Origin of the sequence: Pseudomonas sp. NFR16 (assembly GCF_900108875.1) — a bacterium.
Lineage (GTDB): Bacteria > Pseudomonadota > Gammaproteobacteria > Pseudomonadales > Pseudomonadaceae > Aquipseudomonas.
Window position 1 is genome coordinate 19,556 of record NZ_FNYJ01000007.1, and the last position, 14,665, is coordinate 34,220.

Genomic DNA, 14,665 nt, shown 5'->3' on the forward strand with positions numbered 1-14,665 from the left:
ACGACACCGGCCCAGCTAACCGGAGCGCGCCGGGAGTCCAACTCAGCGGGCTGCGGGACTTGCGCTCAGGGCTTAGAAATCAACGGTCGCCGACACCTTCAACGTCCGCGGCTCGCCTTGGGTCAGATAGTTATTGGCGGTCGATGCGGAGGCCCAATACGCTTTGTTCGCGACGTTCTCGACGTTGGCGCGCAGCGTGATGTATTTGTCGTCCGCCTTGAAGCCATAACGCGCGCCAAGATCCACCCGCGTCCAGGATGGGATGCTCAAGGTGTTGTCGGCATTGACGTACTCGCCGCCGGTGCGCAGCATCCGCCCGCTCAACGCCGCGCCTTCGATGCCCGGCACATCCCAGTCGGCGCCCAGGTTGTACTGGAAGCGCGGTACGCCGGCCGCACGATTGCCGTCGGTGACACCGCCGCTGGTTTTGTCGAGTTCGGTGTGCATGAAGGTTGCGCCGGCCAGCAGACGCAGGCCGTCGACGGGCTCGCCGAAGACGTTCATCTCGACGCCTTTGTTGACCTGTTCGCCGTCGACGCTGAATACATTACTGCGGCTGGTCGAGCTATTGGGCTGCTCGATGCGGTACACGCCCAGCGTTGCACCGTAAGTGTCCCCATCAAACTTCACGCCCGCTTCAACCTGTTTGCTGCGCTTTGGCGGAAACACCTCGTTGGGATTCGCGGCGCTGGCGGGCGACGTTGGCCCCTGGGCCAAGCCCTCAATGCGGTTGGCGTAGAACGACACATTTTCCCAAGGCTTGACCACCAATCCATACACCGGGGTGGTGATGGACTTGTCGAAGGGCGGATTACGCGCTCCCGACGACGTACTCCATGAGTCGATTTCCATCGTCTGCCGACGCACACCAACGGTCAGCAGCACCCGATCATCGATGAACCCCAGCGTATCGGACACTGCAGCGCTCTTGATGCGGTTTTTGCCGACGATCCGCGGATCATGAATGTCGCTGCCAAAGTAGGTGTTGGTCGGCCGCGGAAGCTGCACGGGATCATAAATATTATTCGGCGGACGATTGGCCTGCAGAATCGCCTCGAACGAGGACCGCTGCTCACCCCAGATGCCTGACAGACCAACGTTCATCTGGTGCGTAACCGGACCTGTATTGAAGTGACCGTTCAACCCGGCAATGGCACTCTTGTTGTCCTCGTCGTGAGGAGCGTAAAGGAAGCCGGTCTTGGCCGTGCCGGACTTGTCGCTGACATACAGGGACGAGTATTCGCCGTTCTCACGAGTATGTTTCGCTCCAGCGCCTGCGTAGGCCGTCCAATAGTCGTTCAGGTCGTATTCACCGTTGACCATGCCGTAGGTGTCTTCCAGCTGCGACCACGTCCAGTCTTGAGCGTAATTGTCTTTGGCAGATGGCGCATGCGGTACGGCCGTACCGTTGGGATAAACCACCGAACGGCCCTGATTGATGCGCTCTTTCTGATAGCCGAAATCGGTGGACAGACGCAGCCGCTCGCCTCGGTAGTCCAGTGCCACAGCGACCAACTGCGAACGTTTGGTTTCGTCATCAATCGCTGTCTCGCCGCCATGCTGGGCGAGGTTTATGCGGGCGCCGAAGCGGTTGTCTTCACCGAACCGCGTGCCCAGGTCCAGGTGGCCACCCACCTGACTGTCGCCGGTGTAGTCCAGCGTCACGCTGCGGGTCGGCTTGTCTTCGGCACGCTTGGGCACGATGTTGACGCTGCCTCCGATGCCGCTGCCTTGCGGGGCAACGCCGTTTACGAAGGCGTTCGGACCCTTGAACAGCTCGACGCGCTCGACCGCCTCAGTGGTGATGATCTGGCGCGGAAGCAGGCCGTACATGCCGTTGAACGCAATGTCGTCCGTCTGCAGCGGCAAGCCGCGAATCGTGAAGACCTGAGAGAAGTTGCCGAAGCCTGCCGACTGACGCACCGAGGCGTCGTTGAGCAGCACGTCGCCCAGCGTTCTTGCCTGCTGATCAGCGATGGTTTTGGAGGTGTAGCTCACCACGCTGAACGGCACATCCTTGATGTCCTGATTGCCCAGTACGCCGAGCCGAGCCGAGCGAGCGACCTGGCCGCCCGCGTAAGTATCCGCCTGAGCACCCAATTCACCGTCGACAGTCGTCGCGCCCAGTTGCACAGCGTCGCCGACATTGACGTCCGGAGCGACCGTGAAGCCATTGGCGCCGGTGCTGATGAGTGAGAATCCGCTGCCGTTGAGCAGCTGTGCAAAGCCTGACTGCACCGTGTATTCGCCCTGCAAGCCAGCGCTGTTGTGGTCATTGAGCAGCTTGGCATCGAACGACAGCGGTACGCCGGACATCGCCGCGAATTGCGCAAGCACATTGCCCAGCGGACCGGGCGCGATGGAATAACTGCGCATCACGCTGGCTTGTGCAGCCTCTGCCGCCATCACGCTATGGGTCGGCAGCAACGCCGTCAGGGCCACGGCCAGACTCAATGCCTTAATCTTAAAGCGAGTAGGACTCATTCTTGGAGAGTGGAGGTGCGGCCTGAAAGTCATTCGGCAATCCTGTCGACGCAAAGAAAGTGAGGGGTCTCCTGCACACCGAACGACAGGGAAAAAGGTATCAGCGAAAGTCGTATTTTTTTGTATGCAGCCAATTCGGGGGCTCGTCAGTCGTGACGACCGGTTCAGCTGCGCGGCTCAACCGCTACCCAATACCGTGTCAGGCTGCTGACGTTGATCGGCATCGTTTGCTGCAACAGGCGCAGGCTGGCGTCGGTATCGCGCAGCGAAAATGCACCGGACACCCTCAGATCCGCCACCGAATCGTGACAGCGCAGGACACCCGGGCGATAGCGACCCAGCTCCGTCAGCAAATCCGCCAGGCGCATGTTTGTGGCGACCATCATGCCGTTCTCCCACGTCATGCTCGCCCTATCCAGCGGTTGCACGGGATAGGCGCTAACAGAACCGAACGCGCTTTGCTCGCCCGCCTTGACGATCACCGCCTGACCGCCACCGACCGGCTGCATTTCCACCGCGCCTTCCACCACCGCCAGGCGGCTCATCTGATCCTCGACGCGCACGCTGAAACGCGTGCCCAGCGCCCGGGCCGCACCGTGCCGCGTCTGAACAATGAAAGGGCGATAGGTCGGCGACGGATCCTTTGCTGTGGTAATCAGCACTTCGCCGGTGAGCAATTTGATGCGTCGCTCATTGGCGTTGAAGGCGATGTTAAGAGAGCTGCCAGTGTTGATCAGCATCTGCGTGCCATCCGGCAGCGTCAGGTTTTTCTGCTCGCCGATGGCGGTGTGCTGGTCGGCCATCCATTCCTGCCACGGCAGCTCGCGCTGCGCCAGCCAGATCGCCGGGCCTGCCAGCAGAAACAGGCCGATGCGGTTGAGCGCCTGGCGTCGACCGATGCTTTTATTGCGGCCAATGCGTTTGATCGTATCGCTGGCAATCGAGCCGGGCACAGCGCGGAAGTCGCCGATGATGGCTTCTGCCCGCTGCCAGGCCTGAGCATGTTGAGCGCTGCGTCCGCGCCAAAGCGCTATGGCGCGGTGGTCTTCCTCAGTCGCGGCACCGGATTGCAGCTGCACCAGCCAGTCGGCGGCTTCTCCCAGGATCTGCGGATCGATCGGATGATTCATCACGTCACGCTCAGGCAGGCGAGGAATGCGTCGCGCATATAGCGCTTGACCGTGATCAGGGACACGTTGAGTTCGCTGGCGATCTGCGCATAGGTCATGCCGTCGATCTGCGACATCAAGAACGCCTGACGCGTCTTTTCCGGCATTTCACGCAGCATGGCGTCGATGCGATACAGCGCTTCGAGAATCAGCCAGCGGGTTTCCGGCGACGGCACGTCAGGCTCGGGCAGGTGGGCAATGGTTTCCAGGTACGCGCGCTCGACATCCTGTCGGCGCCAGCGATCGATCACCAGGCCCTTGGCGATGTGCGTCAGCAGTGCGCGGGGCTCTGCGCCGAGGTTGGCGAGGCTTTGTCGGGTGAGCAGGCGAATGAACGTGTCATGGGCCAGATCGGCTGCATCGCAGCGATTGCCCAGCTTGCGATCCAGCCAGCGCTGTAGCCAGCCATGGTGTTCGCAATACAGGTTCTGGACATGCAAATTGAGCGATCGATCGATTGACGACATAGGGACCACTGGAACATACCGGGCATCCTTGCCGGATGTAATTAAGAATTGATCGCATTCTATAGTCGGCACGAGAGCGCTGGCAATTTCATTCTGCGCAGGCGATATCGTCCGCAAGACGGCTGTTCAGGCAATTCAATGTCCGAACAGCCGTGCCGCGAGCGCATTCACAACCTATGTGCTGCTGGCGTCTTCACACAGCTGGCAAAATCAATCGTGGTAACCCGGCAGGCCCCAGTCCTCCAGCGGGAATTGCGCCAGTGAAGCCAATATCAGGTCGGCATGGGCGTACTGCTCGACGGGCATATGCGAATCCGGAACGGCCACCGCATACATGCCTGCGGTCTTCGCGGCTGTCACGCCGAAAGGCGAGTCCTCGAACACCAGGCAGTCCTTCGGGTCCACGCCCAGGAAGCGAGCAGCGACGAGAAAGATATCCGGCGCAGGTTTGGCAGCTGTCACGTCCTGATGATCAGCCGTCACGACATGCCGAAACAGCTCGAACCACGGACGATGATTGCTCGTCTTCACATTGAAGTAATGAAGCGAGGAGCTGGTGCCCACAGCAATCGGAATATTGTGCTCGGCCAAGTGCCGCACCAGAGCCTCGGCGCCAGGCATCGGTTGCGCGTGGGGAAAGCGCTCGTCGAGCATCGGCTGGCGCACGGTCAGGAATTCCTCAGCGGACATCGGCAATTCCAGAGCGCTGATCACGTAGTCGGCAAAATCCTGCGAGCCACGACCGATGGAATGCTGCTTCACCGCCCAGTCGAAGGTTTTCCCGTGCCAGTTGGCGATGGTGTTGGTCACCTCGGTGTAGATGCCTTCGGTATCCAGCAACAGGCCATCCATGTCGAAGATCACCGCTTTGATCGGCCCCTTGGGCTTTTGCGCATCGCTCATCTCATCGATCCCGTTTGCAAATTGACGTTCAGCCTAACGTTTCGAGGAACGCTGTGGCTAGGGGCGACTGCCGTTCATCGCGGCTGCAAAACGTCCTCATCAAGTGCTAATCTCGCGGGCTCTCGGCAGCCCGAAATGCTGCCCGGCGCGCGCACCGATGCGCTGAAACCCTGCGGGGTCACGGAAGACACGACCCCTCTTCAAGAACGGACATCTTCGAGTCGACACATGAAAAAATCAGTCAACATTGCCGTAGGCGTCATCGTGGTTGCAGGCGCTCTGGTCACCGCTGGTGCCTGGTATACGGGAGTTCGTCTTGAAGGCGTGCTGGGTGATGTCGTTCAGCAAGGTAATCAGCAGATGCAGGCCGCGCTCGTTGGCCAGGAAGCCAACGCGAGCATCGAATTGCTGTCACTGGATCGCCATTTTTTCACCAGTACCGCCCATTACAAACTGACGTTCCGCGACCATCAACTTACGGACGATCAACCCGTGGAGCTGTTGTTCGTGGACAATATCGAACATGGCCCGCTGCCGTGGAGCCGCGTGAAGTCGTTGCAACTCGTGCCGGTGATGGCGGCCAGCAACATGCAGTTGGAAAAGAACATCTACGCCGAAAAATGGTTCGCCATGACCCATGACCAGTCGCCGCTGACGGGCCACTTCAGCATGGGCTACGACCGCGCTGGCCTGGGCCGCATCGACTTTCTGCCATTCGAATTCAGCAATCAGGAAGGGGATTTCAAGTTCTCCGGGCTGACCCTCAACGCCTCAGCCAGCGGCAACGGCGAGAAGCTCGAAGCCAACGGTCTGCTGGGCAGCCTGGATGTCACCGCGACGTCCGAAGAAGGGCCGGTCAAGTTGTCGATGAAAGACTTCACGTTCAACACCGGCGGCACAAAAGGCCAGTCTGGCTTCTACCTGGGCCACAGCGACGCTAAGGTAGGCGCGTTTACATTCCAGGCCGCCGGTCAGCCTGCAATCGAACTCAAGGACTTCGTCAACACCAGCCTGCTGCAGGAAGTGGAAGGCAACCTCAACGCACAGGTCAGTTACGACGTCGGCAATATCAGCTTCGACGGACAGAGCATTGGCTCCTCGCAGATGCTGTGGAAGTTTGCCAATTTCGATATCGCCGCGACGAAGTCGCTGTTCCAGCTGTACCAGGAAAAAATCCAGCCACAGGCGCAGGCGGCCGCAGCGACAGGCCAGTCCTATACGCCGCATCTGAGCGCAGCGGATCAGGCTCAGATTCAAGCTGAGATCGGCAAGCTGCTGACCGCCAAGCCGCACATCGAGCTGGAAAAGTTCTCCCTGAAGACTGCCAGCGGCGAGAGCCATTTCAACCTGTCGATGGACCTGGGCAATCCGAGTTCTCTCGACCAGCCGGGCGCCGCCTTGCTCAAGCAATTGCTGACCCGCCTGGATGCGCGACTGGTGGTCTCCAAGCCGATGATCCGGGACCTGGCAGCGTTGCAGGCAAAATCGGCGGGCCTGACCGATCCCGCGGCGATCGCCCAGCAGGCCCAGGGCGCCGCCGAATCCGTAGGTGGCATGGCGGTGATGCTGCAGGTGGGCAACGTCGAGGGCGATAACATCGTCTCCAACCTGCATTACGCCGATGACATGGTGGATTTCAACGGCATCAAGATGACCGCCCAGCAATTCGCAGCGGCGATGATGGGCAAGTTCGTGGTGTTCAATCAGGGGCAGTGAGTTCAAGCGGGGCACCGACTCGGCGCCCCGCTGAACATCTCACATCAAGCGCGTCACGCGCCTTGAAGCTGCTTAAACCGGAGGCTGACGGGCGATCTCAGTCGGCGTTTCGTGACCTTCTCGTTCGGGCTGAACCGTACGCGATGACATCTCGGCGCGCAGCTGCGGCAGATATTGCGGGTATTGCTTGGCAACAAAGCTGATCAGCCGCTCGCGCATGTGGCAGCGGGCGTCCCAACTGCGCGACGAATCGGCCGAACTCAGCAGCACCCGCAGCTGCATGGCTTTGGCAGTGGTGTCGGTGACCTGCAGCACGCACACGCGCCCATCCCACAGATGCGGAATGTCCCTGCAGATGCGCTCCGTTTCTTCGCGCAACTCTTCCAGCGGCAGTGCGTAGTCGACCCATAAAAAGACCGAACCAATCAGGCTCGACGTGCTGCGCGTCCAGTTCTGGAAGGGCTTTTCAATGAAGTACTGCAACGGAATCACCATCCGCCGCTCGTCCCAGATTTTCACCACCACGTACGTGCCGCTGATCTCCTCGATTCGACCCCACTCGCCTTCCACGATGACCACGTCATCCAGCCGAATCGGTTGAGAGATCGCAATCTGCAGCCCTGCAATCAGGTTACCCAGCACCGGCTTGGCGGCGAAGCCCGCTGCCAGTCCCGCCAATCCCGCAGACGCCAGCAGACTCGTACCGATCTGCCTGACCGGCGGAAAACTCATCAGGATCAAGCCCGTCCCGAACAGCAGCACCAGCACGTTCAGGCAACGAACCAGAACGCGCACCTGCGTCTGAATGCGCCTGGCCTGCAGATTGTCCTCGATATCCAGCGGATTGCGGATCGCCACGGCCTCGCCGATCGCTCTCACGCAACTGAGCGCAAGCCAGGTAAAGCCCGCCACCACCAGCATCCCGTTGAGATGCCTGACGCCATTGATCAACATCAGATCATCCGGCGCGGAGGTCCAGACGGTTTGCAGCGCCAATAACGGGATCAGCCACAAACTGGGCGGCTCGGCGCGCAGTATCAGTTGCTGCGCAAAAACGAAGGAATTGGCGAAGCGTCGAAGTACCACCAGTGCGAACCAGCGCCCCAACAGGGCGATGCAGACAGCGGCGGTCGCGGCGATAAGTGTGTTCAGCCATGGCAACGGCAGAGCGTTCAGCCAGGCGTCCGGGAGGACGTGTTCCATACAGGGAGCTCGCTTGGAAGACGGTTCAAAGACAAGAAGTGTGAACCTCCCCGCCGCCCAATCGTTCCCCGGGATGCAGGATATTGGTTAAACACCCCGCCCGACGCAAAGCGCGAGCCAGAGCGTTTGAGATGGAGAATAGTGGACAGGCTGCTGCACGAGCAGCGCGACAGTCTTAGCAGCGCAAATACCTTGATCTCGAGACCGGAATCGCAATAGAACAGGTTAAGGTTCTACGATCCAGATGTCGGACGCTTCACCACGCCGGATCCGATCGGGTAGCTGGTCGGGCCATGGGCCGACATGATTACCGGAACCTGGAAGCTTGCGAATGACGGAATGAGCGTTAGAACCCATTCTTCGGCAGCGCATGTAGGCTTGAGAAATCTAGGGGACTTTCCTTTCTTGGCAGGAAGACCTCATGGCACATAGGAGAAAACAAAATGGCTGCAGAATTTCAGGTCAAGTTTGGAACTCCTGTCTTTTATCTGGAGCAGATGGGCAATATAAAAAATACGGTGTCGATGCTGGACACGTTTTCAGGCAATCCCTCCGAAAGTGAATTTCGACTGCGTGGAATGGAAACCAGAGGGAAGGAGGACTGCGAGTTCGACGTCAGATTCTTTTTTGACTCCGATAGAATTTTTCTTAAAATATGCAGCCACCCAGCCAGTATCGAGCACGACCTGAAAAGGTTATTCGAATGGTTAAGACGGCAGAGCAAAGTTTCTATCGAGGATGAAGATGGTGAGCAGTGTTTCTGGGATCAAGAACACCGTGACCCAGGGCAATCCTGTACCGTTGTGCTACGGCGAGATGATCGTGGGTTCTGCAATCTTTTCTCTGGGCATCGTCTCGGAAGACGAGCAGTAGAAAGGGGCGGCTTCAGAGAAGTCGCCCGGCGGTGGATTTGGCTACGCGAGAAATTCAACTGCCGGCAGAATCCCGGTACCGAGCTGCATCGAGCGTCGGCGCCGGAGCGAGTGCCATTATCTCCGCCTCGATCTACGCCGAGGAAAAGAGCAGGAATCTCCGGCCATCCGGGTTCAGGCGCCTCGCGACTCGCCCCAACGCTTTAGACATGCCGTCGTGGAGATTACATACTCAGGCCTAGTGACCCAAATTGTGATGCATGAGGCGAATAAAACCGACTCGGGTCGCATCAATTTTCGAAATCAGGATCGATCTCAGCGATTACATCCCTAATTACCGAAAAAATGACGCTATAGCGAGCATGAAAAAATTCACGCTTGGGATTTATCCTAAATGGTTCAAGCCTTTCATGGATGATTTTTTCCGCAAGCTCACAGTCGCCCACCTCCCATTCTTCAACGACCAGAAACTGATCCGGCGCCGAGGTTGACGATGTAAGTTCGTTAGAACGTAAATCCGCGGTGCGCGTAGTTAATCCAATTTTGAAAATATCCTTTCCGTGAGCAGCGCACCTCATTACGTATATGATGCCTGGGTTCACTGAATGATTCCTTGAACTACTTGAGCTACTTGAAGTACTCAAAGGTTCTGTTTTTGATGATTCTTCTACCCAGCTTATCCTTTTTTCAACCCATGTCCTACCATGGATTGGTTGCCCGACTTTGTCTTGACCAACCTTATCTAGAGAAAGCTTTTTCCAATATCCGGAGGTTTCAATTTTTATATTTGGTGAATAAAAGGTTTTATTACGCGAACCTTCTGACTGAGAAGGCTGGATGAAAATCACACTCCGAGTCGCTACCTTTTCGGATATGGGGGCGTACTTCTCAACTTTCTTGTACTTGAGCTGTGATCGAATATCCCTATAAGCGGTAGGGTGCCTTTCCACCTTTGTGTTTTCTTCATTACGATTAACATATAGGGGGAGATTTAGACAAACTTTGATGAACTCAAACAGAGATTGATAGGCGCTCATCCGCTTACTCATCTCTTTCGCCATGTCCTCACAACGATCATCAAAAAACTTTCCTTCGCTGTTCATCAACGTTCCCAGATCATCTGTGATGCCCATAAAGCTATAACCGCAATCTTGGGAAATGTAGCGCACGTCGATGGTGGAGCTCACAGTATCAATGCGACACATCACGATAGTCTTCCATAGTGATGTCCCTTCTACCAATGGTACCGCTCGGCGTTCCAGATCCTCTGAGGGGGCGATGCGTGGTTTAAGCGGCGATTCTAAAATTTGGGAAAAGCTTGCTTCGATTTCAGCTGTCTTTTCTGCTAAATCACATTTTTCGCCCGCCAGCATCAGCACATTAATTTCTGAGCCGTGCTTCACAAGCGACACCCCAGACACGGCGAACACTAAAGCTTCAGCACATCGAAATGTAAGTTCTTCTGGATCATGGGAGCCGTTGAATGAATAGATAACGTCATCTTCCATGAACTGCAGGCCAGCCAAATCCTTTAGTCCATCATCATCAGACGTTACGAAATCTAGATAATCTACAAATGAGACAATGTGATCTATCTCGCGCAGTAGTTTAAAAACGCTCATATGCGGCAGGTATCGAGTAAACGCCTCTGCGGTATTGAACGATGAGGGCATGTCATGGATTGAGTGGTTAAAAAGACGATTGTTGTATTCTTCGTTGTATTCCCGAATCATGTTATCTTGCGGAAGACCAGCGCCGTTTACCGTCTGTATAAACTTAAGAGCGTGAGCTTTATCAACACGCTCCTTCATGAACTTTTTAAAAGCAGGGTCTCGGTTTTGTTCCCCTAGCCTACTAGCTAAAGCTTCGTACTCAGGCGTTCCCTCCTTAGGAGCAGCCCAAAATCCTAGCTCTCGCATTCTGCCGTCATAAGTCATGAAGCTTCCCCCCTACAACTCGATTATCCTGGAAAAGAGCGACATCATTGACAAGCTGGGAAATGCCAGCCAGCCAGGTGTTAGTATTAGCACGAAGGCTATTTAGGTTCAGAATCTGGTTTTTTCTTTTCTTCGATCATCTCGTTGTATCTGCTCACCTGGAGCTGCATCAGCTGGTTCGGAAGCATTAACGAGATGATGAACGCCAGCGTAGCAAGCGATAAATATGCTCTTTCTAGCCAAACCAGAATCTCGGCGCAGTCTTCGCTTTTGCTCAGTAGATTGGCGGCGAAAACCATCCCCAATACGCTCAGATAAAGCATGAACAGCCATTTGTAGCGGACAATCCGGTTCACAAAGGTCGTCTTCTTAGAGGCAGCCTCTCGCCAGATCTTTGCAGTAGGCTTGGGCTCAATTAGGAGAGTAAGAACCGTCATCAGGAAGCCGGCAAGAATTGAGAACACGTCAGTGATCATTGATCTGGCGTTGTCGCTTTCGTGGATCAACGGCTGCCCGTGCCAACCGCACCAGACACTCACGATGGCCGCACCCAAAAAAAAGAAGACCCGACGCCAGTCAATTTTCATCACTGCTCCAGCAATTTCTGCTTCTCGAGCTGCCCAAAGTATTTAACCATCCCGTCCCAAATCTGCACGTGATTCAACGAAGTTCCATTCTTCTCGACAGATAAAGAGGAGTGCAATTTGACATCGTCGCTCGTGATTGGCGTGCCGTCCCTAGTGACGATAGTAAAGCTATCGATTGGGGAATCTTCGTCTGAAAGCACCTCGTTCGCGAGGTCTGTAATCGTGTCCTTCGATTCCACAGTGGCTCTCGAGTTGCCTTCAAGAGAGACCTCAAGGGAGACGACCATGTTCTCCAGAGATTTTTCCTGTGAGCGATTAGGGTCTTTGCCGATTAACGCTTTGACCTCACTGCCGACTGAGGAGAGAGCATCGGCTAGCCATCCTGAGTTTGGTTTCGGGACGCTCAGCTTGTAGGCATTCACGTTCAATCGAATCGACTTGGCGCCTTGGGCGTTCAGGATTGCGACCTTGTCAATGTTGCTCGACGGGTGAAACGTTATCGGGTCAACGTCTTGTGCCTGCCCCTTGATCAGCCGGAAGAAATATCCAGCACATTTCTGGTGCGAAAGACCGTGACCGCAAAATAGAACGTTGTGCTCACTAATCAGGAGGTAGGCTTCCCCGGTCTTGAACTCCTTACCCGCTGGCGCGCCGAGGCTACCTTCGTTGTCTAGCTTTCCATTCGCCTTGGGGGTAAGCGTAGAGCTAAGGGTCCCCGGGGAATAGCGGGCTAAGTGATAAAGCCTGCCTGCTGGGGTGTCTTTGAACCTCTGAATTCTCAGGACGTCTTCAAACATCGGGATCTCGCTCTCCCCGATACTGAGCGCATCCGATATGTCCACCAAGACATCGCTGACGTCGACTAGGTCGCCAGCCTGATTCATCATCCGGAAGCAATAGATCCTTTTTGAAACTCGGCTCATGACCACATCATCCCACTGTCTCGATTTTGAAGAAGGATGAAAGGACGGGGCCTAGGGTCAGCCAGGCAGCAGACCGTGAAGCGATGGGTAAACGTCCGTTTGCACCCACTACGCACCCATGAAATCAAATTTCATGGGGCTAACGCTTTGCTGATGACCTTTTTTAGAGGGGCTGGATGCCCCTCGGAATCCGTCCGACCTCAAGCAATCTTTTGCTCGATGCTGTCACCCTGCTGTCACGGATGATTTCGCTGTCAGACGGCATGGGCTGGAAGCCCCGAATATAGTGGCGCACTTGGCGGGATTCGAACCCACGACCCCTGCCTTCGGAGGGCAGTACTCTATCCAGCTGAGCTACAAGTGCAACGCGGGCGCCATGATACTCATCTGGCCTGCGTGCGTCCATGCTGGCGAGTGACTGTTGTCGATTTCGCACGTTTGCGCCTGTCGGAAGTGACGTTGATCAGAAAATTTCGGGATTCCCGAGGTTTGCGTTCTTTTTTTCGAACGGAGTATTGTCCTTTACCCCTGTTGTCCCTAGGATTCGTTTGAGATTTCAAACGCTCACCCTCGGTTTCTCTGCGCTTTACCTTTTTTCGCGCGCAGGTCCAACCCCTGTTTTCCTGACGGCAGCCTCGGTCGAGGCGCCTTTGAATAATCAATAAAATTCGCTCCGCCACGCGCGGTGCTGTTTAGGAGGCCGACATGCAGCTCAAAGATTCGAAGTTGTTCCGCCAGCAGGCGTACATCAATGGCGCCTGGGCCGATGCCGACAGTGGCCAGACCATCAAGGTCAACAACCCGTCCACCAACGAAATTCTCGGCACTGTCCCGAAGATGGGCGCTGCCGAAACCCGCCGCGCCATCGAAGCCGCTGACAAGGCGCTGCCGGCCTGGCGGGCGCTGACCGCCAAGGAACGTGGCGCCAAGCTGCGTCGCTGGTTCGAACTGATGATGGAAAACCAGGAAGACCTCGGTCGCCTGATGACCCTTGAACAAGGCAAGCCGCTGGCCGAGTCCAAGGGCGAAATCGCCTACGCCGCTTCGTTCATCGAGTGGTTTTCCGAAGAAGCCAAGCGCGTCTACGGCGACGTCATTCCGGGCCATCAGCCGGACAAGCGTCTGATCGTGCTGAAGCAGCCAATCGGCGTGACTGCCGCCATCACGCCATGGAACTTCCCGGCGGCGATGATCACCCGCAAGGCCGGCCCGGCGCTCGCCGCTGGCTGCACGATGGTCCTCAAGCCGGCTTCCCAGACGCCTTACTCGGCGTTGGCGCTGGCTGAGCTGGCCGAGCGCGCAGGCATTCCGGCTGGCGTGTTCAGCGTCGTGACCGGCAGCGCAGGCGACATCGGCACCGAGCTGACCAGCAACCCTATCGTGCGCAAACTGTCGTTCACCGGCTCGACCGAAATCGGTCGTCAGCTGATGGCCGAATGTGCTCACGACATCAAGAAAGTCTCGCTGGAGCTGGGCGGCAACGCGCCCTTCATCGTGTTCGACGACGCCGATCTGGACAAGGCAGTTGAAGGCGCGATCATTTCCAAATACCGCAACAACGGTCAGACCTGCGTGTGCGCCAACCGCATCTACGTGCAGGACTCGGTCTACGATGCGTTCGCCGAAAAACTGAAGGCGGCGGTCGCCAAGCTGAAAGTCGGCGACGGCATGACCGAAGGCACCACCACCGGCCCGCTGATCGACGAGAAGGCCGTCGCCAAGGTCAAGGAGCACATCGCGGATGCGCTGGGCAAAGGTGCCAAGGTGCTGAGCGGGGGTAACAGCCTGGAAGGCAACTTCTTCGAGCCGACCATTCTGGTGAACGTGTCCAAGGACGCTGCCGTGGCCAAGGAAGAGACCTTTGGTCCGCTGGCGCCGCTGTTCCGCTTCAAAGACGAAGCCGAAGTCATCGCCATGGCGAACGACACCGAGTTTGGTCTGGCGTCATACTTCTATGCTCAGAACATGAGCCGCGTGTTTCGTGTCGCCGAGGCGCTGGAATATGGCATGGTGGGCATCAACACCGGCCTGATCTCCAACGAAGTCGCCCCGTTTGGTGGCGTGAAGGCGTCGGGCCTGGGCCGTGAAGGCTCCAAGTACGGCATCGAAGACTATCTGGAAATCAAATACCTCTGCCTGTCGGTTTGAAGCTGCGCTCGGTGAGGCGGTGTTGGCAAGGTTCGGAAAGCTAGTCATTGGCTGAAGCCAGCTCCGTTTTTTCGAACCTTGCCGCCCAGCCTGACCTTCGCTCACCGTGCTTCAGAGTGACGCAAGAAATATTCAACCTGCGTGGCGCGAGAGCGACGCTACGCAGGTGTTAGTGGTAGACCATCCATCTGCTGGCCGGGAGGCCGCGGCAGTCGATCATCGTATGCTGCCGCTGTTGAACCCGCCGCTTGATCCT

General features: G+C 56.8%; 11 protein-coding genes, 1 tRNA gene and 1 pseudogene. 4 read left to right on the forward strand and 9 right to left on the reverse strand.

Annotated elements, in window-relative coordinates:
* Positions 1-72 precede the first annotated feature (72 nt).
* The 4 genes from BMZ10_RS23425 to BMZ10_RS23440 all read right to left on the reverse strand — a co-directional run bounded on the left by BMZ10_RS23425 (position 73) and on the right by BMZ10_RS23440 (position 5,023).
* The gene (locus BMZ10_RS23425; protein WP_093467972.1) at positions 73-2,517 is read right to left on the reverse strand and encodes a TonB-dependent receptor; all 2,445 of its coding nucleotides are present in this window, start codon (positions 2,515-2,517) and stop codon (positions 73-75) included.
* A gap of 131 nt (positions 2,518-2,648) precedes the next feature.
* A complete protein-coding gene (locus tag BMZ10_RS23430) occupies positions 2,649-3,614 on the reverse strand; it encodes a FecR domain-containing protein (RefSeq protein ID WP_093467975.1) in 966 nt (321 codons plus the stop codon).
* Positions 3,614-4,120: a sigma-70 family RNA polymerase sigma factor gene (locus BMZ10_RS23435; RefSeq protein ID WP_177182207.1), complete on the reverse strand. Its 507-nt coding sequence runs from the start codon at positions 4,118-4,120 to the stop codon at positions 3,614-3,616. The genes BMZ10_RS23430 and BMZ10_RS23435 overlap by 1 nt, the downstream gene beginning before the upstream one ends.
* Before the next feature lie 210 nt (positions 4,121-4,330).
* The gene (locus BMZ10_RS23440) at positions 4,331-5,023 is read right to left on the reverse strand and encodes an HAD-IA family hydrolase (protein WP_093467978.1); all 693 of its coding nucleotides are present in this window, start codon (positions 5,021-5,023) and stop codon (positions 4,331-4,333) included.
* Positions 5,024-5,251: 228 nt separating this feature from the next.
* On the opposite strand from BMZ10_RS23440, the gene BMZ10_RS23445 reads away from it, so the two are divergent.
* Entirely contained in the window at positions 5,252-6,739 is a 1,488-nt protein-coding gene (locus BMZ10_RS23445; RefSeq protein ID WP_093467981.1) for a YdgA family protein, read from the forward strand.
* Between the two features lie 72 nt (positions 6,740-6,811).
* Here the strand turns inward: BMZ10_RS23445 and BMZ10_RS23450 are convergent, their stop codons facing one another.
* Entirely contained in the window at positions 6,812-7,942 is a 1,131-nt protein-coding gene (locus BMZ10_RS23450) for a mechanosensitive ion channel family protein (protein ID WP_093467984.1), read from the reverse strand.
* Between the two features lie 179 nt (positions 7,943-8,121).
* On the opposite strand from BMZ10_RS23450, the pseudogene BMZ10_RS28430 reads away from it, so the two are divergent.
* Positions 8,122-8,221 (forward strand): annotated as a pseudogene (locus BMZ10_RS28430) (RHS repeat-associated core domain-containing protein); the annotation flags it as partial.
* Positions 8,222-8,689: 468 nt separating this feature from the next.
* Complete coding sequence (locus BMZ10_RS28055; protein ID WP_371266157.1) at positions 8,690-8,815, forward strand: hypothetical protein; 126 nt, start codon at positions 8,690-8,692, stop codon at positions 8,813-8,815.
* A gap of 289 nt (positions 8,816-9,104) precedes the next feature.
* On the opposite strand, the gene BMZ10_RS23455 is transcribed toward BMZ10_RS28055, so the two are convergent.
* From BMZ10_RS23455 to BMZ10_RS23470, 4 genes are all read right to left on the reverse strand, one after another.
* On the reverse strand, positions 9,105-10,751 hold the full coding sequence (locus tag BMZ10_RS23455; RefSeq protein WP_093467987.1) for a GIY-YIG nuclease family protein: 1,647 nt from the start codon (positions 10,749-10,751) through the stop codon (positions 9,105-9,107).
* A 98-nt stretch (positions 10,752-10,849) separates the two neighbouring features.
* A complete protein-coding gene (locus tag BMZ10_RS23460) occupies positions 10,850-11,338 on the reverse strand; it encodes a hypothetical protein (protein WP_093467990.1) in 489 nt (162 codons plus the stop codon).
* Positions 11,338-12,261 (reverse strand): hypothetical protein, encoded by a 924-nt coding sequence (locus BMZ10_RS23465; protein ID WP_143070328.1) that lies wholly within the window; start codon positions 12,259-12,261, stop codon positions 11,338-11,340. The genes BMZ10_RS23460 and BMZ10_RS23465 overlap by 1 nt, the downstream gene beginning before the upstream one ends.
* 287 nt (positions 12,262-12,548) lie before the next feature.
* A tRNA-Arg gene (locus BMZ10_RS23470) sits at positions 12,549-12,625 on the reverse strand.
* Positions 12,626-12,966: 341 nt separating this feature from the next.
* Here BMZ10_RS23470 and gabD point away from each other — a divergent pair.
* Complete coding sequence (gene gabD, locus BMZ10_RS23475) at positions 12,967-14,409, forward strand: NADP-dependent succinate-semialdehyde dehydrogenase (RefSeq protein ID WP_093467996.1); 1,443 nt, start codon at positions 12,967-12,969, stop codon at positions 14,407-14,409.
* The last annotated feature ends 256 nt before the right edge of the window (positions 14,410-14,665 follow it).